This is a genomic window from Limnohabitans sp. DM1 (genome assembly GCF_001269385.1).
In the GTDB taxonomy this organism is placed as follows: domain Bacteria; phylum Pseudomonadota; class Gammaproteobacteria; order Burkholderiales; family Burkholderiaceae_C; genus Limnohabitans_A.
On record NZ_CXOO01000044.1, the window covers coordinates 26519 to 51049 of the forward strand.

Consider the following 24531-nt stretch of genomic DNA (forward strand, 5'->3'; position numbering starts at 1 on the left):
GGGAACCGTGTTTGAACAGGGTTCCCTTTTTAAATTAAAACCGGTCAGCTCTTAACTGACTGGCATTAGACCTTAGGTCCCTTTTTTTTTACGCATGCTGGTCAAGGTGTCAAGCTGGCCGACACACCAGTCAGGCAATGTCCACTTTGAGGTAATGTGCCCCAGCGTGCGGGTTATGGTAGTAGGGTGGAATTTCGACAAAACCCAAATCCTCGTACAAGGCGCGAGCGGCCTCCATGTCGTCCAGGGTGTCGAGCAAGACGCAGTGATAGGCCGCAGCGCGGGCTGCATCCAGAATGCCTTCAGTCAGCAAGCGGCCCAGTCCCAGACCCCGGTAGGCAGGGCGCACATACAGGCGCTTCATCTCGGCGGCATTGGCATAGTCGCTGGCATCGAATGGCCGCAAGGCGCAGCACCCGGCCACTTCACCGTCCACCCAAGCCAAAAGCAAGGCACCACGGGGTTCGCTGTACTCGCCAGGCAGGGTATTGAGCTCCTGCTCAAAACCCTGAAAACACAAATCCACATTCAGGCTGGCCGCGTACTCCATGAAAATGGTGCGCGTGGCCAGCCAATCGGTCGCATGCATGGGGTTTCGCAGCGCAATGACGGGTGTTTCAGACGATGGATTCAAGGGGGGAACCTCCTCAGGCGGGCAGTGTAAGGGCATGATCAGCCCGCAAGGGACAGCAATCCATAAACGGCCAATGCCGACAGACCCAAGAGCAGCAAGGCCCCAAGGCGGTGGCGCAGTTGATCCTGCGAGGTAGGAACCGGCTCAGGCAAGCTTTTGTCACCGTGGATCATGGCGGGCACCAAGGGCGGATGTTTCCTGAAACGGTGCCAAAGCAAAGCCAGCAAGTGCAAGACCACCAACAAAATGATGATCAGCTTGCCCCAATTCTTGTGCCAGGCCGAAGCCCATGACACCCAGCTGCCGGAGACCAGTGCCGTCAAAGGTCCGGCGTTGGCGATTTCGTCGTCACTGATCAAACCGGTTGACACCTGAAACAACAGAAAAAACAGCATGGCGAGAATGGACCAGGAGCCAAGGGGGTTGTGCCCGGCTTCGGTCCGTTCGGCAGAAGGTGTTTGCAAGTAGGCCAAAGCATGTCGTGGGTGCAAGGGCAAACTGGACCAGCGAGACCAATGACCACCCGCAAACCCCCAAGCTAGCCTGAAAAGCACCAAAGTGAGTACAGCATAGCCCAAGCGGAAATGCCACACCATGGCGTTACCCCCCACATTGCCCGTGATGACCAAGCCAATCACACAAGCGGCCAATGCCCAATGGAACAAGCGGGTGGGCAGATCCCAAATGCGAACTGTGAACATGGGCACTTTCATGGATGCGAAAAAGGGAAAATTATGCGAGACTGGTTCAAGGATAAATCTTTTCAACCCTTAGACCATGATGGGAGTCAAACATGAAATACACAACGCGCTGCGCTGGTGCTTTGTTGCTGGTGGCGATGGGCCTGCCCGCCCAGGCGCAATTTGCCAAACCCGAAGATGCCATCAAATACCGCAAGGCCAGTTTCACGGTGATGGCGGCGCATTTCGGCCGACTCGGTGCCATGGCCAATGGCCGCACGCCCTACGATGCCAAGGCGGCAGCTGACAACGCCGATGTGGTGGTCACCCTGTCCAAGTTGCCTTGGGCGGCGTTTGGGGAAGGCACCGACAAAGGTGACACCCGTGCCAAGCCAGAGGTCTGGAAAGAAGCTGCCAAGTACAAAGAAGCGGCTGACAAAATGCAAGCCGAAATCGTGAAGCTGAATACCGCAGCCAAAGCGGGCAACATTGATGCCCTGAAGGTGGCATTTGGTCCGGCAGCCGCCTCGTGCAAGGCGTGCCACGACAATTTCCGCAAGGACTAAAAGCTGCATCGACAGCACAACCGGGTCAGCGCGGCCCGGTTGCTGGTGTGACGGACATGCGAATCAGGATTCGGCCAGCAGCTTGTCGATCAACTGGTGCAGTTCGACAAAGTCAGGCGTACCCACAAAGCGTTTGACGATTTGCCCTTGCTTGTTCACCAAAAAGGTGGTAGGCGTGAGTTTGACATCGCCCCAAGCGCGCGCAACAACCCCGGTGTTGTCAATGGCCACTTTGAAGGGCAACTGACGTGATTGCGCAAAGTTGACCACGTAGCTGGGCGGGTCGTAGCTCATGGCCACGGCCACGGTTTCATAGCCCCGGTCCTTGAACTTGTTGTGGGTGGCGATCAGCTCGGGCATTTCGGCCACACACGAGGTGCAGCTGGTGGCCCAGAAATTGACCAAAGATACTTTTCCTTGCAATTGCTGCGTGCTCACGGTGCTGCCGTCGAGCAAAACGAAGGAAGATTCGGGCGCACGCTCACCCGCACACCCCCACAGGGCCAGCAGCAAGCCGAGCGTGCAAGCCCCATTCAACACACGACGGCCCACAGGCTGCAGATTCCAGGGAGTATTCAGGTGGTTCTTCATCGCAGAAAGTTTAATACGTTCGCCATGTCCTCGGGCATTTTGGCCATTGTGCCCGCGCATGCCTTCAGTTTGGCGGACTTGAGCGCCGGGGATGCCTCACAAGGCATGAAGCTGGCCTTGGAAAAAGGCGCCAGTGCGGCGATTGGTTTGCTCGGGGTTCAAGATGGCTTCATGGGCAATGACAAAGTGCGAATTGGCTTGCCGGATGCCTTGAACAAGGGCGCGAGAATGCTCAAGACGCTGGGCATGGGCCAGCAACTCGATGCTTTGACCTTGCAAATGAACCGCGCCGCCGAACAGGCTGTGCCCTTGGCCCAAAAGGCCTTGATGCAGTCGATACAGACCATGTCGGTGCAAGACGCCAAGGGCATTTTGAAGGGGGGCGACACAGCGGTCACCCAATTCTTTGTGGACAAGACGCGTGCGCCCTTGAGTGCGCAATTCTTGCCCCAGGTCACACAGGTGTTGGGCCAATTGGGCGTGGTGGAGCAATTCAATGCGGTGGCGGGCAAGTTGTCCAGCATGGGTCTGGTGCCCAAAGACAAAGCATTGTTGGAAAACCACGTCACCGGTAAAACCCTGGATGGGCTGTATTACATGATTGGCGAAGAGGAAAAAAAGATCCGCCAAAACCCGGCTCAGGCGGGCAGTGCCTTGCTCAGCAAGGTGTTTGGCGCATTGCGCTGAGTGTGCCCACTCAGGCGTCAAACGAAAAAGGCTTTAAAGCAAGGACAACAAGCGCTGGACCAAGCCATCCGGGTCACTGACCATGGGGTCATGACCGGTGTGCATCTCCAGCACTTGTGAGCCCGGCAGCCAAGCGCCGTCCCAGAATTTGGGGTCCACCATGCGCAGGCGGCTGACATCGATGGTGCCCAAGGGCGGGGTGGTGCAGTTGATGAAGGTGCGCGGCACGCTGGCCACGCGTTGGGGGTCAAAGTCGAGCACTTGGGAGTAGGGGCCGCCCGGGTGTGGGGTTTGGCGTCTTTGCACCCAGGCGTGGTCGGCATCACTCAAGCCAAAAACCGACGGGTCTGGCGCAGGGAAAGCATGCAGGGGATCGGCTTGCGCCGCAGCGATGCGGGCATTGCGGGTGGCGCTGGCGTGGGTGCTGCTCCAGCTTTCGCCGGGTTTGGGCAGCACCGCGTCCAGATAGACCAAGTGGCGCAGGCGCTCGGGCCTGCGGTCGGCCACAGCCGTGCCCAGCATGCCGGCATAGGAGTGCACCACCAGCACCACGTCGTCCATCTCTTCGGCGTCCATGGCGGCCATCACGTCCGTGATGTGGGTTTCCAGATGGATGCCTGGGCTGAGCAAGTGAGCGCGCTCACCGACTCCAGTTAGGGTGACGGCATGGACGCGGTGCCCAGCACCCATCAGGCCCGGCACCACACGCTGCCAACACCAAGCCCCGTGCCACGCGCCATGCACCAGTAAAAAGTTGGCCATCAGATCACCCCTTTACCGCGCAGGGGTCCGAGTTTTTCGGCGTTCCAGCCCAGCACTTCGGCCAAGACTTCGGCGGTGTGTTGGCCCAGCATGGGCGGCGGCAAGTCCTGGCGCACGGGGGTGCGGCTCATCTTGATCGGGCTGGCCACCAGTTTCAGATCGGGCTTGATCGGGTGTTGCCAATCTTGCACCATGCCACGGGCCTGGATTTGCGGGTCCACAAAGACCTCGCTCAGGGTGTTGATGGCTCCGCAGGGCACCTTGGCCGCTTCAAGGGCCGCCAGCCAGTCGGCCTTGGTGCGGGTTTTCAGGATGCCCTCCAGCAGGGGCACCAGGGTGTCGCGGTGACGCACGCGTTGGGTGTTTTGGGCGTAGCGCGGGTCCTGCGCCAGCTCGGGGCAGTTGGCCACGGCGCAGAACTTGGCAAATTGCCCATCGTTGCCCACCGCCAAGATCAAGTGGTCGCGGCTGCCAGGCGCAGCGCCCGGTGGGGCCATGACCTCGAACACTTGGTAGGGCACGATGTTTTGGTGTGCGTTGCCTGCGCGGCCCGGCGTTTTGCCGCTGACCAGGTAATTGGAGCCCAAATTGGCGAGCATGGCGACTTGCGTGTCGAGCAAGGCCATGTCAACCATCTGGCCCTCGCCCGTGCGCTCGGCGTGGCGAAGGGCCGCCAAAATCGCCACCGTGGCGTACATGCCGGTGAACAGGTCGGCCACGGCGACGCCCACTTTTTGCGGGCCGCCGCCCAAGTCATCGCGTTCACCGGTCACACTCATCAGGCCGCCGATGCCTTGCACCGCATAGTCGTAGCCCGCCCGCTCACGGTAAGGGCCGGTTTGGCCAAAGCCGGTCACGCTGCAATAGACCAACTTGGGGTTCAAGGCACTCAGGCTGGCGTAGTCCAAGCCATAACGGGCCATGTCGCCGACCTTGAAGTTCTCCACAAACACATCGCAGTGCAGAACCAGTTCGCGGATCAGCGCTTGGCCCTCGGGCTGGGCGATGTCGCAGGTCACCGATCGCTTGTTGCGGTTGGCGCCCAAATAGTAGGCGGCCTCGGCGGTGTCCTGGCCTTGCGCGTCCTTCAAGAAGGGTGGCCCCCAGGTGCGGGTGTCGTCGCCCGTGCCGGGGCGTTCGATCTTGATGACATCAGCCCCCAGATCGGCCAAGGTCTGGGTACACCAGGGGCCCGCCAGAACGCGGGAGAGGTCGAGAACGCGGATGCCGTCGAGTGAGTTCATGGGGCACATTGTCGCCAAAACCCAATGCGGCCGCTGATCAGGATAATCACCCCATGCGAATCTATTCCTCGGCCCTTGTGGCCAGCCTCTTCGGGGCCCTGACTTTGAGCGCTTGCAGCCCCGCCCAGAACTGGCGCGACGTGGCTTTTGAGGGCAGTGCGCTCAAAGTTCAACTGCCCTGCAAACCCGACCGAACCGCCCGCAGCGTGCCTTTGGGCGGCGTGCCTGTGGATTTGCAAGTGGTGGGCTGCGAAAGCGGCACGGCCATGGTGGCGGTGATGAGTGCGCCCTTGCCTGCCGGCGCTGATACCAGCGTGGTGATGGTCGCCTGGCAAAAAGCCACCCTGGACAATGCCCGCGTGACCCAGCCCTTGGCCGCCGGGCAGCAGCAGGCTTGGCAGCGGCCGGGCCAGTTGCCCTTGGCGACGTCTGTGCGGGTGCAAGCCCAGGGCCAGCGGGCCAATGGCGAGCCGGTGAACATGGACGCCGTGTGGGGGGCGGTGGCCGAAGGTGAGCGGGTGAGGCTGGTCCATGCCGTGGTCTACGACCGCAAAATCCCGGCGGAATTGGCCAACACTTTGTTTGAAAGCATCCAGCCATGAGCGACAACACTTTGGCGCATCCTGACCACTTGCCGCGCCGCATGGCGGTGGTGGTGTTTTTGGCCTTCGCGCTGGCCTACTTTTTCTCGGCTTTGGTGCGGGCGATTACCGCCACCTTGTCGCCCACCTTGACCACCGAATTCAGCCTGAGCGCGCAAGACCTCGGGCTGCTGGCAGGGGGATACTTCCTGGGCTTTTCGCTGACTCAGCTGCCCTTGGGGCGCTGGCTGGATCAGCACGGCCCGAAAAAAGTAATCCTGGCTTTTTTGAGTTTTGCGGTGCTCGGTTGCCTGGCCTTTTCCTGGGCCGACAGTTTTCATGGCCTGCTGGCCGCACGCGTGCTGTGCGGCATGGGCGTGAGCGCCTGCCTCATGGCACCGCTGACGGGCTACCGGCGCTGGTTTGATGCCAGCACCCAACTGCGCACCAACTCCTGGATGCTGATGACCGGCTCTTTGGGCATGCTGGCGGCCACCTTGCCGGTGCAGTGGCTCATGCCCATCTGGGGCTGGCGTGCCCTGTTTGTGATGCTGGGCGTGATGATCGCCATCGCCATGCTCTTGATCGCCCTGTTGGTGCCGGTGTGGAAAACAGGCACGCAGACGGCAGCTGCCGCGCAGACGCCGCCCGACGACAATGGCAGTTACCGCGAAATCTGGCGCAGCGCTTATTTTTGGCGGATGACGCCCATCGGCTTTTTCACCTACGGCGGCATGGTGGCCATTCAGACCCTGTGGGCAGGTCCGTGGATGACCCAAGTGGCGGGCTGGACAGCGGGCGAAGCGGCCCAAGGCTTGTTTCTCATCAATCTGGCCATGCTCGTGAGTTTTTGGTTGTGGGGTTTGATCACGCCGGGCTTGGCCCGCCGGGGCATCCCGGTCGAGCGCCTGATTGCCTGGGGCGTGCCCTTGAGTTTTTTGATGATCGGCGCATTGGTCTGGATGGGGCCGGCAGTTGGTTCTGGCGCCGCAATAGGAGTGGCCTTGTTCTGCGTGACCAGCACCTTTGTGGCTTTGGCTCAACCTGCCGTGGGCATGGCTTTTCCCTCACATCTGGCCGGACGCGCTCTTTCGGCCTACAACCTGGTGGTGTTTGCAGGCATTTTTGTGGTGCAGTGGGGTATCGGCTTGCTGGTCGATGCCGGTCTTGGCATGGGGCTGACCAAGCCGGCTGCTTACCAAGCTGCACTGGCCAGTTTTGGCGTTTGTTCCGTACTCTCCTGGCTTTACTTCATGCTGAAAAAGCCAGTTCAGCCCTGATAATGCCAACCTCATGATCGGCATCCTCATCATTGCTCACGCCCCATTGGCCAGCGCTTTGCGCGACTGTGCTTTGCACGTGTTTCCGGATTGCGCTGCCGGGGTTCTGGCGATCGACGTGCTGCCCAACGACTCGCCAGAAACCAGTCTGACCAGGGCGCGTGAAGCCATTGCTGCTTTGGATACGCCCGAAGTCTTGCTGCTCAGCGACGTCTTTGGCGCGACACCTTGCAACGTGGCTCAGCAACTCAACGACGACCAGCACACGCGGCTGGTGGCGGGTGCCAATTTACCCATGTTGTTGCGCAGTGTTTGCTACCGCCATGAAAGCTTAGAGGCCTTGGCCAACCGCGCGCACGCTGGCGGTACACAAGGCGTGATGCCCGTGGGCAGCACGGCCCCCCAAAACCAAACAGGAAAGAGACATGCCCCAAGCCACCACGACCATCAGCAATAAACTGGGGTTGCATGCCCGGGCCTCGGCCAAGCTGACCAAGCTGGCGGGCAGTTTCCCCTGTGAGGTCTGGCTGAGCAAGGGTGAACGCCGCATTAATGCCAAAAGCATCATGGGGGTGATGATGCTGGCTGCCGGTATCGGCAGCGAGGTTGTACTCGAAACCGCAGGCGAGCGTGAGCACGAGGCACTTGATGCGCTGCTGGCATTGATTGCCGACAAGTTTGGTGAAGGCGAGTGAAGGTGTTACTCGCTAAAAGACGACCCATGGAGTCACTGCGATGACCTTCAGCGTTCATGGTTTGGCAGTAGCTCGGGGCATTGCGATTGGCCGTGCTGTACTGATGGCTTCCAGCCGCGTCGATGTGGCGCACTATTTCATCAAGCCAGAGCAAGTGCCGACCGAGATCGACCGCATGCGTTCAGCCCGCGATGCCGTGATCGACGAACTACAACGCTTGCAACTCGACATGCCCAAAGATGCGCCACACGAGTTGGCTGCGTTGCTGGATGTGCACCTGATGTTGCTGATGGACGAAGAACTCAACACCAGTGTGGTGCATTGGATCAAGGAGCGTTTGTACAACGCCGAATGGGCGTTGAGCAGCCAGCTCGAAATCATTGCGCGTCAGTTTGACGAGATGGACGATCCGTATCTTCGCGAGAGAAAAGCCGATGTGGAGCAGGTCGCAGAGCGTGTGCTGCACAGCCTCAAGGGTACGGGCTCGCTGGTGACCAAGGTCACCCGCCCCACGCGGCCCCAACAAGAGTTGCAGCTGGGTGACACCGACGTGCCCTTGGTCTTGATTGCCCACGATTTGTCGCCCGCCGACATGCTGCAGTTCAAGCAAAGTGTGTTCACCGGGTTTGTGACCGATGTGGGCGGCAAAACCTCCCATACGGCCATCGTCGCGCGCAGTCTGGACATTCCTGCTGTTGTGGGTGCCCGCACCGCCAGTCAGCTGATCAAGCAAGACGACTGGGTCATCATCGACGGCGATGCGGGCGTAGTCATCGTCGATCCGTCACCGATCATCTTGGCCGACTATGGTTTCAAGCAACGACAGGGCGACCTGGAGCGTGAGCGGCTGGCCCGATTGCGCCACACCCCGGCGGTCACGCTCGATGGCCAAAAAATCGAATTGCTGGCCAACATCGAGATGCCTGAAGACACCGCTGCCGCGATCACCGCGGGGGCTGTGGGCGTGGGCTTGTTCCGCAGCGAATTCCTTTTCATGGGCCGCAAGGGTGATTTGCCTGGCGAGGATGAGCAATACCAGGCTTACCGCCGTGCCGTAGACGGCATGAATGGCTTACCGGTCACCATCCGTACGGTCGACGTGGGGGCGGACAAACCCATTGATGAGGTGCGCCGCGATGCCGCGCACCTGAACCCTGCTTTGGGCTTGCGGGCTATCCGTTGGAGTCTGGCGGACCCCGCCATGTTCTTGACGCAGTTGCGGGCCATCTTGCGTGCCGCTGCCCACGGTAAAGTCAATTTGCTCATTCCCATGTTGGCGCATGGCAGCGAAATTCGCCAAACCATGGGCTTGATCGACCAGGCCCGCCACGAATTGGATCGACGAGGCGTGGCCTATGGACCTGTGCATCTGGGGGCCATGATCGAGATCCCGGCGGCCGCTTTGTCCTTGCGGCTCTTTCTCAAGTACTTTGATTTCCTCTCCATCGGGACCAACGACTTGATCCAGTACACCTTGGCCATTGACCGGGCCGATGAATCGGTGGCGCACTTGTACGACCCACTTCACCCTGCTGTCTTGCGCCTGATTGCCGACACCATTGTCGAGTGTCAAAGACAGGGCAAGGGCGTGTCGGTCTGCGGAGAAATGGCGGGTGATGTGACCATGACCCGTTTGCTGCTGGGTTTGGGTTTGCGCAGTTTTTCTATGCACCCGTCTCAGATTCTGTCGGTCAAACACCAGGTGCTGAGGTCAGACACCGCCAAGCTGGCGCTATGGGCGGGCCAGGTGCTGGACTCGGAAGATCCCGCCAGCTGCATGACCACTTGAGCGTCAGGTCTTGGCGATTTTGTCTTGCGTGAGGGTGTCGAAATCGCTCGCGTCATGGCGTTCGTGCAACTGGCTCTCGGGTGCCCCGATGACCCGGTTGACCATACGTCCGCGTTGCACGGCAGGGCGTTGTGCCAACTCATCAGCCCAGCGGTTGACGTGTTCGTACTCGTGCACCTGCAAAAATTCTCCTGCTTCGTACATGGTGCCCTTGGCCATGCCGCCGTACCAAGGCCAGATGGCAATGTCTGCGATGGTGTAGTCGTCGCCGGCAATGAAGCGGCTCTCGGCCAAACGCCGGTTCAGCACATCCATCTCGCGCTTGACTTCCATGGCAAATCGGTCGATGGCGTATTCGATCTTGAACGGCGCATAGGCATAAAAATGCCCAAAGCCACCGCCCAGATAAGGGGCGCTGCCCATTTGCCAGAACAGCCATGACAGGCATTCGGCACGTTGGGCTGGATCGGTGGGCACCAAGGCACCAAACTTTTCGGCCAAGTACAACAAGATGGACCCCGACTCGAACACCCGCACCGGTTTTTCGCCGCTGTAATCGAGCAGAGCCGGGATTTTGGAGTTCGGGTTGACATTCACAAAGCCGCTGCTGAATTGCTGGCCCTCCTGGATGCGGATCAACCAGGCATCGTATTCGGCACCCGAATGCCCCAGGGCCAACAACTCTTCGAGCATGACGGTGACCTTGACGCCGTTGGGGGTTCCCAGCGAATACAGCTGCAGCGGGTGTTTGCCGCGTGGCAGTTCCTGCTCGTGTGTGGGGCCGGCAATGGGGCGGTTGATGTTGGCAAATCGCCCACCGTTGGCCTTGTTCCAGGTCCAGACTTTGGGGGGGGTGTAGGCGGTGGCGTCAGGGGGGGTGTCGGTCATGGGGGCTTTGAGGTAGAGGGCGTGAGCGCCTTGGGTGGGGCAAGTTTAGGGGAAAAGCCCGTTCCTCGCAGCGCTGGCACCCGGCCCAGGCGTTGACCGATTCCATGCGTGATGGTGCGGGCCTTGTGATCACTGAAACTCATTTTTTAAAAGACTATTGACGAGCAAGTCGCCTTTGCCCTCATGACAAAACCATCCGCCAAAGGCTGACCTGTCAAGCCTTGCAGCAAGAGGCGGTTAGCGCCGACCCACAAGACGAATGGGCACAGGCCGAAAGCCGCACCGATGCCTTGTTGGCGCCATCTGGCCTGCACATCGCCCTTTTTTTCATTGAAGCAGAAACCAATCGGCCAGTTCCCATCGAGGTCACGAGGGACTCCAATGGGGGTGAGGTCGTCCTGTACTTCTCAGACCAGTTGGCCCACAGTGCGCATGCCCGCCCTGCCCACTTCGACTTTTTCGGTGAGGCTCATGGGGCCGAATGAGCAGATGGGTGTTTTGGGGCACGCCAAAGCATGATGACTGCAGCGCCGAGGCAGAACACAACGGCCAGGATCGAGCTTTCGATCCCGAAGCTGCCGCCCGTCAGGATTTCTGGCCCCGACATTTGGGCTTTGACGAGACCGGTGGTCTGGATGCCAGAGGTGGGCAACCCATAAAGTCCGCTTTGACTGAAATTCCAGGCGAAGTGGATGCCGATGGCCAGCCAGAGTGTGCGCGTGAGAAGGTAGGCAGCTCCAAGGAGCACGCCGGCTTCGAGCCCAATGGCCAGACTGGACCAGAGCGTGGCGCCAGGATTGACGATGTGCACCAGACCAAAAAGGACGCCGGATGCCAACAGCGCGACCCAGCTGCCCAGCCATTCTTGGAGCAGTCTGAAGATGAGTGCGCGGAACATGATTTCTTCCAAGAAGGCCGGCACGAGGCCGACCATCAGTGAACCGGCCATGGCGTGCAGGCCGTTGTAGGCCGTGATTTGGTAAAAACCTTGCCAGTAGAGCACGGCGACGGCGCTGCTCATCAGCAACCAGCCGATCAGCAGGCCATAGAGTGTGTGGGGAACGGCCTGGTTCAAGGCCAATTCGTTGACGGGTCGTTTTTCGATCAGTCGGACAAACAGGATGTAGCTCAAGATGCCACAGCACAACACGGCGGTGCCACCAACTATCTCTGCCGCCCCCATCCATTCGAGCATGACAATTCTTGCGCCCATCGTCCCAAGTGATACGAAGACCATGCCCAGGACCAAACGGACAAGTGGGTGTTTCAGAAGGCGATAAGTGAGTGAATTTTCAGTATTGGTCGGCAGTGATTTCATGCTTTGGAAATTTATTCCAGGGTGTTTGAATGCTTGTGAGAACCTTGCTGAGTTCGGGAAAAACTTGTGCCAAGGCCTTGCTCAGTTTTTTTCTGACACCATGGCATTCAAGGACAAAGCAGGCCGGTGAGCCTGTCACCGCGCCTTTTGTTCGGCAGCACCGCCTTTAGCGACTTCAAAGGCCTGCAGAAGAGGGCTGCTTGAAACCCGAGGGCACGTAGGCTGGCCTGCCCAGGTGCTTGGTCGCTGGTGGGTCAGCGGGCCGGGGTGTTCAGGTGCGCCAAATGTGCCTGCTGGTCGGCGTGGTAGCTGGATCTGACCATCGCCCCCACTGCGGCGTGGCTGAACCCCATTTCGTAGGCCTTGGCCTCGAACATCTTGAAGGTGTCGGGGTGCACGTAGCGACGCACCGGCAGGTGGCTGTTGCTGGGGGCGAGGTACTGGCCAATGGTGAGCATCTCGATGTTGTGCGCACGCATGTCACGCATGACGTCCAGGATTTCTTCGTCGGTTTCGCCCAGGCCGACCATCAGGCCGCTCTTGGTCGGCACATTCGGGAACAGCGCCTTGAATTTTTTCAGCAGGTTCAGCGAGAACTGGTAGTCCGAACCAGGGCGCGCTTCTTTGTACAGGCGCGGCACGGTTTCCATGTTGTGGTTCATCACGTCGGGCGGCGCGGCTTTCAAAATCTCCAGGGCGCGGTCGTCGCGGCCCCGGAAGTCGGGCACCAGCACTTCGATTTGGGTGATGGGCGAGAGTTCACGGGTTTTGCGAATGCATTCCACAAAATGTCCGGCGCCGCCGTCACGCAAATCGTCGCGGTCCACGCTGGTGATGACCACATATTTCAGTTGGAGCTGGGCAATGGTCTTGGCCAGGTTGTCGGGTTCGTTCACATCCAGCGGGTCGGGGCGGCCGTGGCCCACGTCGCAAAACGGGCAGCGCCGTGTGCACTTGTCGCCCATGATCATGAAGGTGGCCGTGCCCTTGCCAAAGCATTCGCCGATGTTGGGGCAACTGGCCTCTTCGCACACGGTCACCAGTTTGTTGGCCCGCAGCACGTCCTTGATTTCGTAAAAACGGGTGGTGGGCGAGCCCGCTTTGACGCGGATCCATTCGGGCTTTTTCAGCACTTCGGCCTGTTCGACCTTGACCGGAAGGCGCGAGAGTTTGGCGGCGGCCTTTTGCTTGGCCATGGGGTCGTAGTTTTCAACGCTTTGCGCTTCGCGTACCACTTGGCGTTCGGTCGGGATGTTGCTCATCGGATTCTTTCGGTGGCCGCTCGGCGGCAGGTCAGGAGGCGTTTCAGAGTCGGGCGGCGAGTTGGCCTGCCAGCACACGGGCAGCATCGTCCCAGGTGGTTTCAACACCGATTGTAAAAAGGTCCACGGTTTTCAGGCCGGCATAACCACAGGGGTTGATACGCTCAAAGGGTTGAAGGTCCATGGCCACGTTCAGGGCCGCGCCGTGGTAAGTGCAGTGGCGGCTGACTTTGATGCCCAAAGCGCTGATCTTGCCCAGGCCCTTGAACGGATCGCCCGCTGGGGCCGGGCCGACCAGGGCCGCGTGGCTGAAGGGGTCGTTCAGGCGCACGTAAATACCCGGGGCGCCCGCCACCCGGTGACCCGTCACGCCAAAGTGCGCCAGGGTGCGGATGACCGACTCTTCCAGCTTGAAGACGTATTCCTTGACGTAGTACCCGGCGCGCTGCAGGTTGACCAAGGGGTAAGCCATGACTTGGCCGGGACCGTGAAAAGTGACTTGTCCGCCCCGGTTGGTCTGGACCACCGGAATGTCGCCGGGCGTCAAGAGGTGCGAGGCCTGGCCCGCCAGCCCTTGGGTGAACACAGGCGGGTGTTCGCACAGCCACAGCTCGTTGGGCGTGTCCAAGGTGCGGTTGGCCGTGAAGGTCTGCATCGCTTCGTAGGTTGGCAAGTAGTCCACTTGCCCAAGAAGCCGGATGTCCATGCTCAAAGCACGATTTTGACCATGGGGTGCGAGGTCAGGGCACGGTAAAGGTCGTCGAGTTGTTCGCGGCTGGTGGCCGTGATGCTGAGCGTCACACCCAGGTAGTTCCCGCCTTTGCTGGGGCGCAATTCGATGGTGGCGGGGTCAAAGCCGGGGTCGAACTGCAGGGCCACTTGGCACATGGCTTCGGCAAAGCCGTCGACCATGGCACCCATGACCTTGATTGGAAAGATCGAGGGGTACTCGATCAGGGTGTCTTTGCGCGGGTCGATGCCTGCCGGTGGTGTGATGGATGCGCTCATGAAATAGTCCCTTAGGCCCGCTAGCTTAACGCCAGACGATGACCGCCAAAACCGCCAGCCAGCCCAAAGCAAAATTGGTCAGCACCAAGGGGTGAATTTGCCCCAAAGCCTTGCCCGCTGCAGGCCAATCCGAATTCGCCACGGCAGCTTTGAGGCGGCGAAAGGGCGCAAACCAGATGTGCGCAAAAATCAGGCACATCAGCAGCCCCAGGCCCGACATGGCGTGCCAGCCTTTGGGGGCGAGCTTCATGTCGGACATCGACAGCATCCAGAAACCTGTGGCCAAGATCAGGGCAATCGAGATCCAGACCATGGCGAAAAATCGGGTCAGGACGCCCGACATCAGGGCGAGGCGCTCGGGAGGGGCCATCCGGGCAGTGGCCACTGGGCGCAGCGCCAGAATGACCAGGGCCATGCCGCCCAGCCAGACGATGCCCGCTGCCAGATGAAAAAATTTAAACCATTCGTACATATTGGGGCCGATAAAAAAGGGGTGAAACAGTGATCTGCCCTATGGGGCGAAACCCGATTGTCGCTGCTGCACATGGACGCACCGACTGTGGGTCCATTGACGTGTGATCAAAAAAAGTCAGGGCGCACGGGTTTCTACGTATAATCGTAGGCTTTGCAGGATTTGCCGCGTTCGTAACCCCGGTGTAATTTGAGATGACCAAAATCGCCTCAACCCCTAAAACGGGTGCTCAACTAGGGTTGCATCAAGACACGCCAGATGCTGCAGATGAAGGTCTCGAGCCCGAATTCAAGCCCCTGAGCGCCCAAGAGGCGCAGGCCTGGCGGCAACACAACCCTCAGGCTTCGCCTTGGCGCGTGCTGCTCTTGCAGGTGGGGGTGGGTGCTTTGCTGGCGCTCATGACGGGGCTGTTTACGGGCGAGTGGAAGCTTGCCCTGTCGTCAGCCTGGGGTTCGGTGGCGGTGGTGGTTCCTGCCGTGGTGTTTGTGCGGGCCTTGAGCCGACAAATGCGGCGCACCCAGCCGGGCTCTGCTTTGATGGGCTTGATGGTGTGGGAGTTGGTCAAGATTGTCTTGACCGTGGCGTTGCTTTTGGTGGCGCCCAAAGTGATTTCTGATCTGAGCTGGCTTGCCTTGGTGGCCGGTTTCGTGGTGACGATGAAGGTGTACTGGCTGGCCATGGCGCTGGGCTGGATGCAACGCAAATCGAAACCGACCCTTTTTTGAACTGATTGGTGATTTATGGCTGCTGAAAACGCTGGCGCGCACGCCCCAACGGCTGGAGAGTACATCCAGCATCACTTGCAACATCTGCAAATGAACTTTTCATTTGAAGGCGTCAAGCAAACGAGCATCGTTGACTTCAGTTTGTTCAACCTTGACTCGGTCTTTTATTCGATCGTTCTGGGTGTGATCGGTTGTTTCGTGTTGTGGGCCGGTGCCCGCAAAGCCACTTCTGGCGTGCCCGGCCGCTTCCAAGCAGCGGTTGAGATCCTGTCCGAAATGGTGGAAAACCAGGCCAAAGGCGTGATCCACAACGCCAAAAGCCGCAAACTCATCTCTCCATTGGCCTTGACCGTCTTCGTCTGGATCTTCCTGATGAACGCGATGGACATGTTGCCTGTCGACCTGATTCCTGCCGCTTGGCATGCAGCGGGTCCAGCTTTGGGCTTCAAGGATTACATGCGCGTGGTGCCCACAGCCGACTTGTCCACCACATTGGGCCTGTCTTGCTCTGTGCTTTTCATTTGCTTGGTCTACAACATCAAGATCAAAGGCTTGGGCGGCTGGGCGCACGAACTGATTGCTGCACCATTCGGTGACCACTGGGCCCTGTGGCCAGTCAACTTCCTGATGCAGATGATTGAATATTTGGCCAAGACGGTTTCGCATGGCATGCGACTGTTTGGCAACATGTTTGCGGGTGAGTTGGTGTTCATGTTGATTGCCCTGATGGGTGGCGGCTGGGCATTGTCTGCAACTGGCGTGGGTTTGGCCATTGGTCACATCCTTGCTGGCACAGTGTGGACTTTGTTCCACATCCTGGTCATCACCTTGCAAGCCTTCATCTTTATGATGTTGACGCTGATCTACACAGGTCAAGCGCACGACGCACATTGATGACTCTTTTTCCCTTGTTTCTCGTTTCTTTTTCTCTTCACTTTTAGGAGCTTCTCATGGAAAACATTCTCGGCCTGGTGGCATTGGCATGTGGTTTGATCGTTGGTCTGGGCGCTATCGGTGCCTCCATCGGTATCGCTTTGATGGGCGGTAAATTCCTCGAGTCTTCGGCTCGTCAACCTGAGTTGATGAACGAACTGCAAACCAAGATGTTCATCTTGGCGGGTCTGATCGACGCTGCGTTCCTGATCGGTGTGGCCATCGCTTTGCTGTTCGCGTTCGCCAACCCCTTCGTTCTGAAGTAATCCACGTACCTCTTCCATCAGAAGAAGGACACAACCGTGAACATTAACGCTACTCTGTTCATTCAGATGATCGTTTTTGCGATTCTGGTGTGGTTCACGATGAAATTCGTGTGGCCCCCGATCACAAAAGCGCTCGACGAACGGGCACAGAAAATCGCTGACGGCCTCGCTGCCGCCGACAAAGCCAAAGCCGAACTCTCGAGCGCCAATGCGCGTGTTGAGTCCGAGTTGGCCAAGTCGCGCAACGAGACGGCTTCGCGCCTGGCTGACGCCGAGCGCCGTGCAAATGGCATCGTTGACGAAGCCAAAGCACGTGCCACCGAAGAAGGCAACAAGATCATCGCCGCTGCCAAGGCCGAAGCCGAGCAGCAAGCAGTCAAGGCCCGCGAAGCTCTGCGTGAGCAAGTCGCTGCCTTGGCCGTCAAAGGCGCCGAGCAGATTCTCCGCAAGGAAGTCAACGCCGGTGTCCACGCTGATCTGCTGAGCCGCCTCAAGACCGAGCTGTAAGAAGCTCCAGCCAGAGAAGACCATGGCAGAACTTGCTACCATCGCCCGCCCTTATGCCGAAGCGCTGTTCAAGGCGCAGGCATCCGATCTTGCTGGCACGGCCGCTTGGCTGGATGAACTCGCTGTCGTTGCCGACAATGCGCAACTGCAGCAGTTCATCGACAGCCCCAAAGTGTCCGACGAGCAGGCGTTTGACCTGATCTCCGGTGTGGTGCGCACAGCACTGCCCGAGGCTGGCAAGAACTTCCTGCGCCTGGTGATCGAAAACCGCCGTCTCAGTGCGCTGCCTGTGGTTGCACAGCAGTACCGAGCCCTCATGAATGCACAAGGTGGCACCGCTGACGCGGTGGTCTACAGCGCATTCCCCATCGACGCATCGGCTTTGGCCGACTTGTCGTCCACGCTCGAAAAACGCTTTGCGCGCAAGCTCAATGTGAGCGTCGAGCTCGATGCTGCCTTGATCGGCGGCATCCGTGTGGTGGTGGGCGACGAGGTACTCGATACCTCGGTCAAGGCCCGACTGGAACAAATGAAATCGGCCCTCACCGCTTGATGCGGATGGAGACCGGACATATTTAAAGAAAGAAGGAAAGAGTCATGCAACTCAATCCCGCAGAAATTTCTGAACTGATCAAGAGCCGCATTGAAGGGCTGTCCGCCAGCGCCGATATCCGCAACCAAGGCACCGTGGTGTCCGTGACCGACGGTATCGTTCGCGTGCACGGCCTGTCCGATGTGATGCAGGGCGAAATGCTCGAATTCCCAGCCACTGCTGATGGTGCTGCCACCTACGGTCTGGCCCTGAACCTCGAGCGTGACTCGGTGGGCGCCGTGATCTTGGGCGAGTACGAGCACATCTCCGAAGGCGACACGGTCAAGTGCACCGGACGTATTCTGGAGGTGCCCGTCGGCCCCGAACTGATTGGCCGTGTGGTGAACGCTTTGGGTCAGCCGATCGACGGCAAAGGCCCGATCAACGCCAAGATGACCGATGTGATCGAAAAAGTCGCTCCTGGTGTGATCGCTCGTAAATCGGTTGACCAACCCATGCAAACCGGCCTGAAGTCGATCGACTCCATGGTGCCCGTGGGCCGTGGCCAGCGCGAATTGATCATTGGTGACCGTCAGACCGGCAAGACTGCCGTCGCGATCGACGCCATCATCAACCAGAAGGGTCAGAACATGACCTGCGTTTACGTCGCGATTGGTCAAAAAGCCTCGTCGATCAAGAACGTGGTGCGCGCTTTGGAACAAGCTGGCGCAATGGAATACACCATCGTGGTGGCTGCTTCTGCCTCTGAATCTGCCGCGATGCAATACGTGTCTGCCTACTCCGGCTGCACCATGGGCGAATACTTCCGTGACCGTGGCGAAGACGCTTTGATCGTGTATGACGATCTGTCCAAGCAAGCCGTGGCTTACCGTCAAGTGTCGCTGCTCTTGCGCCGCCCACCAGGCCGCGAAGCCTACCCTGGCGACGTGTTCTATTTGCACAGCCGTTTGCTCGAGCGCGCAGCCCGCGTGAACGCCGACTACGTCGAAGCTTTCACCAAAGGCGCCGTCAAAGGCAAAACAGGTTCCTTGACGGCACTGCCCATCATCGAAACCCAAGCCGGTGACGTGTCTGCTTTCGTGCCCACCAACGTGATTTCGATCACAGACGGTCAGATCTTCCTGGAAACCAGCCTGTTCAACGCCGGTATCCGCCCTGCGATCAACGCCGGTGTTTCGGTGTCTCGCGTGGGTAGCTCGGCCCAGACCAAGATCATCAAAGGCCAGTCCGGCGGTATCCGTACCGACTTGGCCCAGTACCGTGAATTGGCTGCGTTTGCGCAGTTCGCTTCCGATCTGGACGAGTCCACACGCAAGCAGCTTGACCGTGGTGCCCGCGTGACCGAATTGCTCAAGCAAGCCCAGTACAGCCCGCTGTCCATCAGCCTGATGGGTGCCAGCCTGTTTGCGGTGAACAAGGGTTACATGGACGACATCGATGTCAAGAAAGTCCTGGCCTTCGAGCACGGCTTGCACGCTTACCTGAAGGACTCGTGCGCCGCATTGCTGGCCAAGATCGAAAGCTCCAAAGCACTGGACAAAGAGGCTGAAGCCGAATTGAACACCGCCGTGGCCGCTTTCAAGAAAAGCTTTGCTTAATTTCTACCTGATCAAAAGGAGCCTCTGATGGCATCGGGCAAGGAACTACGCACCAAGATCAAATCGGTGGAAAACACCAAGAAGATCACCAAGGCCATGGAGATGATTTCCGTCTCCAAAATGCGCAAAGCGCAGGAGCGTATGCGCACGGCCCGGCCTTACAGCGAGAAGATTCGCACCATTGCGACCCATCTCGGTCAGGCCAACCCTGAGTACGTGCACCCCTTCATGCAGCGCAACGACGGCAAGTCGGTGGGCTTCATTGTGGTGACCACGGACAAGGGTTTGTGCGGTGGCTTGAACACCAACTTGTTGCGCGCGTTGACGGCTCAACTGCGTGAAACACAAGCCCAAGGCAAAACGCCCATGGCGGTGGCCATCGGCGGCAAAGGCCTCGGTTTTCTGAACCGGGTCAATGCCAAGGTGGTGGCGCATGTGACGCAATTGGGCGACAAGCCGCACCTGGACAAGCTCATTGGCCCCGTCAAGGTGCTGCTCGATGCTTACGCTGCGGGTGAAGTGAGCGCGGTGTACCTGTGCTACAACAAGTTTGTCAGCACCATGGCTCAAGTGCCCACCATCGACATGCTGCTGCCTTTGTCTGCGGCCGACATGCAGGCCGAAACCAAAGCAGCAGGTCACACGCACGCTTGGGATTACATCTACGAGCCCGATGCCCAGACGGTCATTGATGAGCTGTTGGTCCGCTATGCAGAAGCTTTGGCCTATCAGGCCGTGGCTGAAAACATGGCCTCCGAGCATGCCGCCCGTATGGTGGCCATGAAGGCAGCGACCGACAACGCCGGCAATGTGATCGGCGAGCTCAAGCTCGTCTACAACAAGACCCGTCAAGCCGCCATCACCAAAGAACTGTCGGAAATCGTCTCTGGCGCAGCCGCGATCAGCGGTTGATTCCCAGTTCTGCAAATTCAAATTATTTGGAGCGAAAAATGCAAGCCCAAGGAAAAATTGTTCAGTGTATTGGCGCTGTGGTCGACGTGGAATTTCCACGCAACCAGATGCCCAAAGTTTATGACGCGCTCAAAATGGAAGGCTCCGCGCTGACCCTGGAAGTGCAGCAGCAACTCGGCGACGGCATCGTGCGCACCATTGCGCTCGGTTCTTCCGACGGCTTGCGTCGTGGCTTGATGGTGTCCAACACCGGCAACCCCATCACCGTCCCCGTGGGCAAGGCCACTCTGGGCCGCATCATGGACGTGTTGGGTGCACCCATCGACGAACGCGGTCCAGTGAGCCAGGAACTGACCGCCTCCATTCACCGCAAAGCCCCTGCGTACGACGAACTGTCGCCTTCGCAAGAGCTGCTGGAAACCGGCATCAAGGTGATTGACTTGGTGTGCCCCTTCGCCAAAGGCGGTAAGGTGGGCTTGTTCGGTGGTGCCGGTGTGGGCAAGACCGTGAACATGATGGAACTCATCAACAACATCGCCAAGGCGCACAGCGGTTTGTCCGTGTTCGCTGGTGTGGGTGAGCGTACCCGTGAAGGTAACGACTTCTACCACGAGATGGCCGACTCCGGTGTCGTGAACCTCGAGAACCTGCCCGAGTCCAAAGTGGCCATGGTGTACGGTCAGATGAACGAGCCACCAGGCAACCGTTTGCGCGTCGCCTTGACCGGTCTGACCATCGCCGAATCCTTCCGTGACGAAGGCAAAGACGTGTTGTTCTTCGTGGACAACATCTACCGCTACACACTGGCCGGTACCGAAGTGTCCGCCTTGTTGGGTCGTATGCCTTCTGCTGTGGGTTACCAGCCTACACTGGCCGAAGAAATGGGCCGTTTGCAAGAGCGTATCACCTCCACCAAAGTGGGCTCCATCACATCGATCCAGGCCGTTTACGTGCCAGCGGATGACTTGACCGACCCCTCACCAGCAACCACCTTCGCGCACTTGGACTCCACCGTGGTGTTGTCCCGTGACATCGCTTCGCTGGGTATCTACCCCGCTGTGGATCCTTTGGATTCCACCAGCCGTCAGCTCGATCCTCTGGTGGTCGGTCAAGACCACTACGAAACAGCCCGCGCTGTGCAAGGCACATTGCAGCGTTACCGCGAACTGCGTGACATCATCGCCATCATGGGCATGGACGACTTGGCGCCTGAAGACAAGTTGGCCGTTGCCCGTGCCCGCAAGATCCAGCGTTTCCTGTCGCAGCCTTTCCACGTTGCGGAAGTGTTCACCGGTTCGCCAGGCAAGTACGTCACCTTGGCCGAAACCATCCGTGGTTTCAAGATGATTGTGGCTGGCGAGTGCGATCACCTGCCAGAGCAAGCCTTCTACATGGTCGGCACCATCGACGAAGCTTTCGAGAAGGCCAAAAAGGCCGCTTAAAGCTGTGCCTCGGGGTGGCATTTGCTCCCCGACGCCCGCTTCAAAGCACCTTTTTAAGGAGTAAACATGAACACCATCCACGTTGATGTGGTCAGTGCCGAAGAGTCCATCTGGTCGGGTGAAGCCCGATTCGTGGCCTTGCCCGGTGAGTCTGGCGAACTGGGCATTTACCCACGCCACACACCGCTGATCACCCGCATCAAGGCCGGGTCGGTTCGCATCGAAAAGGCTGACGGCGGCGAGGAATTCGTTTTCGTGGCCGGTGGCATTCTGGAAGTGCAGCCCGACTGCGTGACCGTGATGTCGGACACCGCGATCCGAGGCAAAGACCTCGACGAAGAAAAATCCAACGCTGCCAAAGCCGCTGCTGAGGAGGCTTTGAACAAAGCCAAGAGCGAAATTGACATGAGCATTGCGCAAAATGAGTTGCTCATCTTGGCGGCTCAGTTGTCAGCTTTGCGTCGCTACCGCAAAAAATAACATCTTTAAGACAGGTGTTGGTGAAGTTTGTCCACCATCATGAAAACCCGGCACAGCATGTGACCGGGTTTTTTATTTTGTTCTTCTCAAGGGTAAAACAGGTAATTATTTAAATGGGTTGGTTTAGATGATTTACACATCAATGAACGTTAACTCCATAGGATTCGCGTTCAGAAGCAAGGTGGATGAATGACATGGATTGCAGTGCTGGGTCAGCATGGTGTGTACGAGCCATGAACGTTGAAGCACACAGCCACCGTAAGCCTGTTCACAGTCATTGAATCAATAAACACGGCAAAATATCCGAACATTTGAGTTCTGAACGAGTACGCATGAAAAAAGCCAAAATTCAAGCTGCTATCGTGGGGGGAACGCCTGACGACATCGAGCAAGCCTTTTATGAGGCGCTGCATCATGCCGACATTCAACAACTCATGACTTGCTGGGCAGAAGAGGATGACATTGTTTGCGTCCATCCCGGTGGTCCGCGTCACATTGGTGCTGGCGCGATTCGAGCTGTTTTTGAGGCGATGTTCGTCAACGGCAGCGTACAAGCTCATCCTCAGCGCGTTCACAAAGTTGAGTCCTTGGCCAGTTCAGTGCATCACCTCGTTGAGAGGGTGGAAGTCATGACGCCACAAGGACCCAAGCAAGCTTATGTGATTGCCACCAATGTTTATCATAAAACCCCACAGGGTTGGCGCATGGTCGCACACCACGCCAGCTCGGGTACGGCCAATGATTCTGCAGACGTAGGCTTCAAACCCGCAGTGCTTCATTGATCAACATGAATTACAGCCCACCATTGTGGTTACCTGGAGGACATGCACAGACCATCTGGTCAGCGCTTTATGCCAAGACCCGATTGAAGCCGCCCAAGGTCTTGAATCGTGAAAGATGGATGACACCTGATCAGGATTTTATTGATGTTGATTTTCAAGTTGCCAGCCATCGAGTTCGACCCTTGTTAGTGCTTTTTCATGGTTTGGAGGGCTCTTCGAAAAGCCATTACGCCCAGTCGTTTGCCGATTGGGCTGCTGCCTTTGATGTGAATCTAGCCATTCCACATTTCCGAGGATGCAGCGGCGAACTCAACATCGCACCGCGCGCCTACCATTCAGGTGATCATGAAGAAGTTGATTGGGTTTTGCGGCGTTTACGACGGGAGCATCAGCTCCATGGAGGGCGGACACTGATCGCTGCCGGGGTCTCATTGGGTGGCAACGCATTGATGCGCTGGGCTGCAGAGCATGGCCACCATGCAAAAATCACTGCCGATGCTGTAGCGTCAATCTGCTCACCATTGGATTTGGTAAAGAGCGGCAATGCCATAGGTCAGGGATTTAACCGGCAGGTCTACACAAGAATGTTTTTACGAACCATGAAGCCAAAAGCATTGGCGAAATGGTCTCAGCATCCAGGCCTTTTCGATCGCTGTAAGTTACTGTCTGCACGTGACTTGTATGAGTTTGATAATGTGTTTACAGCACCTGTGCATGGATTCAGGAATACTGACGAATACTGGCGCAGAGCATCTGCAAAACCCTTGATGAAAGATATACGCATCCCTGCTTTAGCGCTGAATGCGCTCAATGATCCTTTTGTTCCTGTTGACAGCTTGCCGCAAGCAGTGGACGTATCTGATGAAGTTACCCTGTGGCAACCGAAAGAAGGCGGGCATGTCGGCTTTGCACAAGGGCCATGGCCCAGTCATGTCAGAGGGCTACCCGAAGCTGTAGGCCAGTGGTTAATGTACACATCAGGCGCGGCTCAACTTGATCAGGTGAAAACATATGGATGAGCAGTAGTGTCCGGTTAAAAAGTGAACAAATTCAACTGCTTAGCGCACTCAGGTGGTGCTGTTGTGTAAGCATCGGTCTGCAAGGCGCATGAAATCGGTGTTTTCTCGAAAACAGACACCGACAAAATCTGTAGAAAAGTGTAGAGCGAGGCCTTCAATTGCAACTCCTTCTTGACAATGGCAATCAGCACGTAAGTGGCCACGGCGCACCAAATTTGCGTCTTGACCGCGTTCTCGCTGGCGCCCAAAAACTTCTTGATGCGCAGATGCTGCTTGATCCATTTGAAGAACAACTCGACCTGCCAACGGTTCTTGTACAGGGCTGTGATGGTCAACGCTGGCAGTGTCATGTTGTTGGTCAGAAAGACCAGCACCTTTCCCGTTTGCGGGTCCTTGAACTTGATGCGCCGCAAGTGCTCGGGGTAGTCCTTGCTGGCGTAGTGCCCATTGAGCGCAATGGTCTGATCGCAGACAAGGCCCGTGGTTCTGTCTACAGGGGCCGAGTACACACGCCGGGCGTTCATATTGCTCCTGGCACGGGTCACGAAGAAGGCGGCGCACTGGTGCATGGTGTACAGGCGAGAGAAGTCCAGATAGCCCCTGTCCATGATGTAGAAAGCGCCCGCCTCGATGGGCAGTATGTCCAGCACATGCACATCGTGCATCTTGCCGTCGCTGATGTGGATGAAGGCGGGGATGGAACCGCGCAAGTCCAGCAAGGTGTGCATCTTCACAGCGGCCTTGGTGGAGCGAAACGGTGCCCAGTCGAACAAACCCAGACACAGGTCGATGGCGGTGGAGTCCAAGGCGTAGACGGTGGCATCCAAATCCAAGCCCATAGGGTCTTGGGCGTACAG

The 24531-nt window shown here is 58.2% G+C and carries 30 protein-coding genes; 18 read left to right on the forward strand and 12 right to left on the reverse strand.

What is annotated here, in order from left to right:
* Positions 1-130: 130 nt before the first annotated feature.
* The gene (locus AMM33_RS16580) at positions 131-589 is read right to left on the reverse strand and encodes a GNAT family N-acetyltransferase (protein ID WP_090142391.1); all 459 of its coding nucleotides are present in this window, start codon (positions 587-589) and stop codon (positions 131-133) included.
* Positions 590-672: 83 nt separating this feature from the next.
* The gene (locus AMM33_RS16585) at positions 673-1335 is read right to left on the reverse strand and encodes a cytochrome b/b6 domain-containing protein (RefSeq protein ID WP_228768197.1); all 663 of its coding nucleotides are present in this window, start codon (positions 1333-1335) and stop codon (positions 673-675) included.
* A gap of 92 nt (positions 1336-1427) precedes the next feature.
* Between AMM33_RS16585 and AMM33_RS16590 the strand changes: the two genes are divergently transcribed.
* Positions 1428-1880, forward strand: coding sequence for a c-type cytochrome (locus tag AMM33_RS16590; protein ID WP_090142392.1), 453 nt, complete (start codon positions 1428-1430; stop codon positions 1878-1880).
* A gap of 63 nt (positions 1881-1943) precedes the next feature.
* Here the strand turns inward: AMM33_RS16590 and AMM33_RS16595 are convergent, their stop codons facing one another.
* On the reverse strand, positions 1944-2471 hold the full coding sequence (locus AMM33_RS16595) for a peroxiredoxin family protein (protein WP_090142393.1): 528 nt from the start codon (positions 2469-2471) through the stop codon (positions 1944-1946).
* A gap of 24 nt (positions 2472-2495) precedes the next feature.
* Here AMM33_RS16595 and AMM33_RS16600 point away from each other — a divergent pair, with 24 nt between their 5' ends.
* Positions 2496-3158: a DUF4197 domain-containing protein gene (locus AMM33_RS16600; RefSeq protein ID WP_090142394.1), complete on the forward strand. Its 663-nt coding sequence runs from the start codon at positions 2496-2498 to the stop codon at positions 3156-3158.
* A gap of 33 nt (positions 3159-3191) precedes the next feature.
* On the opposite strand, the gene AMM33_RS16605 is transcribed toward AMM33_RS16600, so the two are convergent.
* Both AMM33_RS16605 and AMM33_RS16610 read right to left on the reverse strand, forming a co-directional pair.
* Entirely contained in the window at positions 3192-3920 is a 729-nt protein-coding gene (locus tag AMM33_RS16605) for an alpha/beta fold hydrolase (RefSeq protein ID WP_090142395.1), read from the reverse strand.
* Positions 3920-5164: a CaiB/BaiF CoA transferase family protein gene (locus AMM33_RS16610; protein ID WP_090142396.1), complete on the reverse strand. Its 1245-nt coding sequence runs from the start codon at positions 5162-5164 to the stop codon at positions 3920-3922. The genes AMM33_RS16605 and AMM33_RS16610 overlap by 1 nt, the downstream gene beginning before the upstream one ends.
* 53 nt (positions 5165-5217) lie before the next feature.
* Here AMM33_RS16610 and AMM33_RS16615 point away from each other — a divergent pair, with 53 nt between their 5' ends.
* From AMM33_RS16615 to ptsP, 5 genes are read left to right on the forward strand one after another with little or no spacing between them, the layout of a single operon-like run.
* The gene (locus AMM33_RS16615; RefSeq protein WP_090142397.1) at positions 5218-5766 is read left to right on the forward strand and encodes a hypothetical protein; all 549 of its coding nucleotides are present in this window, start codon (positions 5218-5220) and stop codon (positions 5764-5766) included.
* A complete protein-coding gene (locus AMM33_RS16620; protein ID WP_090142398.1) occupies positions 5763-7025 on the forward strand; it encodes an MFS transporter in 1263 nt (420 codons plus the stop codon). The genes AMM33_RS16615 and AMM33_RS16620 overlap by 4 nt, the downstream gene beginning before the upstream one ends.
* Before the next feature lie 13 nt (positions 7026-7038).
* Positions 7039-7482, forward strand: coding sequence for a PTS sugar transporter subunit IIA (locus AMM33_RS16625; protein ID WP_090142399.1), 444 nt, complete (start codon positions 7039-7041; stop codon positions 7480-7482).
* A complete protein-coding gene (locus AMM33_RS16630) occupies positions 7451-7720 on the forward strand; it encodes an HPr family phosphocarrier protein (RefSeq protein WP_090142400.1) in 270 nt (89 codons plus the stop codon). Before AMM33_RS16625 ends, AMM33_RS16630 begins: the two co-directional genes overlap by 32 nt.
* A 40-nt stretch (positions 7721-7760) precedes the next feature.
* The gene (gene ptsP, locus AMM33_RS16635) at positions 7761-9509 is read left to right on the forward strand and encodes a phosphoenolpyruvate--protein phosphotransferase (RefSeq protein WP_090142401.1); all 1749 of its coding nucleotides are present in this window, start codon (positions 7761-7763) and stop codon (positions 9507-9509) included.
* A gap of 3 nt (positions 9510-9512) precedes the next feature.
* On the opposite strand, the gene yghU is transcribed toward ptsP, so the two are convergent.
* From yghU to AMM33_RS16670, 6 genes are all read right to left on the reverse strand, one after another.
* Positions 9513-10397 carry a glutathione-dependent disulfide-bond oxidoreductase gene (gene yghU / locus AMM33_RS16640; protein WP_090142402.1) on the reverse strand — a complete coding sequence of 295 codons (885 nt, stop codon included), beginning with the start codon at positions 10395-10397 and terminating at the stop codon, positions 9513-9515.
* 469 nt (positions 10398-10866) lie between these two features.
* Positions 10867-11715 (reverse strand): CPBP family intramembrane glutamic endopeptidase, encoded by an 849-nt coding sequence (locus AMM33_RS16650; protein ID WP_090142404.1) that lies wholly within the window; start codon positions 11713-11715, stop codon positions 10867-10869.
* Between the two features lie 254 nt (positions 11716-11969).
* A complete protein-coding gene (gene lipA / locus AMM33_RS16655; RefSeq protein WP_090142423.1) occupies positions 11970-12977 on the reverse strand; it encodes a lipoyl synthase in 1008 nt (335 codons plus the stop codon).
* 43 nt (positions 12978-13020) lie between these two features.
* Positions 13021-13683, reverse strand: a complete 663-nt coding sequence (gene lipB / locus AMM33_RS16660; RefSeq protein WP_090142405.1) for a lipoyl(octanoyl) transferase LipB — start codon at positions 13681-13683, stop codon at positions 13021-13023.
* A gap of 2 nt (positions 13684-13685) precedes the next feature.
* The gene (locus AMM33_RS16665; RefSeq protein WP_090142406.1) at positions 13686-13985 is read right to left on the reverse strand and encodes a DUF493 family protein; all 300 of its coding nucleotides are present in this window, start codon (positions 13983-13985) and stop codon (positions 13686-13688) included.
* Positions 13986-14010: 25 nt separating this feature from the next.
* The gene (locus AMM33_RS16670; RefSeq protein ID WP_090142407.1) at positions 14011-14457 is read right to left on the reverse strand and encodes a CopD family protein; all 447 of its coding nucleotides are present in this window, start codon (positions 14455-14457) and stop codon (positions 14011-14013) included.
* Between the two features lie 194 nt (positions 14458-14651).
* Between AMM33_RS16670 and AMM33_RS16675 the strand changes: the two genes are divergently transcribed.
* From AMM33_RS16675 to AMM33_RS16725, 11 genes are all read left to right on the forward strand, one after another.
* Positions 14652-15182 (forward strand): ATP synthase subunit I, encoded by a 531-nt coding sequence (locus tag AMM33_RS16675; RefSeq protein ID WP_090142408.1) that lies wholly within the window; start codon positions 14652-14654, stop codon positions 15180-15182.
* 15 nt (positions 15183-15197) lie between these two features.
* On the forward strand, positions 15198-16076 hold the full coding sequence (gene atpB / locus AMM33_RS16680; RefSeq protein WP_090142409.1) for a F0F1 ATP synthase subunit A: 879 nt from the start codon (positions 15198-15200) through the stop codon (positions 16074-16076).
* A 56-nt stretch (positions 16077-16132) separates the two neighbouring features.
* Positions 16133-16381 (forward strand): F0F1 ATP synthase subunit C, encoded by a 249-nt coding sequence (atpE, locus tag AMM33_RS16685; RefSeq protein ID WP_019429175.1) that lies wholly within the window; start codon positions 16133-16135, stop codon positions 16379-16381.
* A gap of 36 nt (positions 16382-16417) precedes the next feature.
* On the forward strand, positions 16418-16888 hold the full coding sequence (locus AMM33_RS16690) for a F0F1 ATP synthase subunit B (protein WP_090142410.1): 471 nt from the start codon (positions 16418-16420) through the stop codon (positions 16886-16888).
* A 22-nt stretch (positions 16889-16910) separates the two neighbouring features.
* Positions 16911-17441, forward strand: coding sequence for a F0F1 ATP synthase subunit delta (locus AMM33_RS16695; RefSeq protein ID WP_090142411.1), 531 nt, complete (start codon positions 16911-16913; stop codon positions 17439-17441).
* Positions 17442-17485: 44 nt separating this feature from the next.
* Positions 17486-19039: a F0F1 ATP synthase subunit alpha gene (gene atpA / locus AMM33_RS16700; protein ID WP_090142412.1), complete on the forward strand. Its 1554-nt coding sequence runs from the start codon at positions 17486-17488 to the stop codon at positions 19037-19039.
* Positions 19040-19066: 27 nt separating this feature from the next.
* Positions 19067-19951, forward strand: coding sequence for a F0F1 ATP synthase subunit gamma (atpG, locus tag AMM33_RS16705; protein ID WP_090142413.1), 885 nt, complete (start codon positions 19067-19069; stop codon positions 19949-19951).
* Between the two features lie 38 nt (positions 19952-19989).
* Positions 19990-21393: a F0F1 ATP synthase subunit beta gene (gene atpD, locus AMM33_RS16710; RefSeq protein ID WP_090142414.1), complete on the forward strand. Its 1404-nt coding sequence runs from the start codon at positions 19990-19992 to the stop codon at positions 21391-21393.
* A 66-nt stretch (positions 21394-21459) separates the two neighbouring features.
* Complete coding sequence (locus AMM33_RS16715) at positions 21460-21873, forward strand: F0F1 ATP synthase subunit epsilon (protein ID WP_090142415.1); 414 nt, start codon at positions 21460-21462, stop codon at positions 21871-21873.
* A gap of 332 nt (positions 21874-22205) precedes the next feature.
* Positions 22206-22655 carry a YybH family protein gene (locus AMM33_RS16720; RefSeq protein ID WP_090142416.1) on the forward strand — a complete coding sequence of 150 codons (450 nt, stop codon included), beginning with the start codon at positions 22206-22208 and terminating at the stop codon, positions 22653-22655.
* Positions 22656-22660: 5 nt separating this feature from the next.
* Positions 22661-23674: a YheT family hydrolase gene (locus tag AMM33_RS16725; protein ID WP_090142417.1), complete on the forward strand. Its 1014-nt coding sequence runs from the start codon at positions 22661-22663 to the stop codon at positions 23672-23674.
* Between the two features lie 14 nt (positions 23675-23688).
* On the opposite strand, the gene AMM33_RS16730 is transcribed toward AMM33_RS16725, so the two are convergent.
* Positions 23689-24531 (reverse strand): IS4 family transposase (locus AMM33_RS16730; RefSeq protein ID WP_228768198.1); only part of this gene is annotated, 843 nt, incomplete at its 5' end.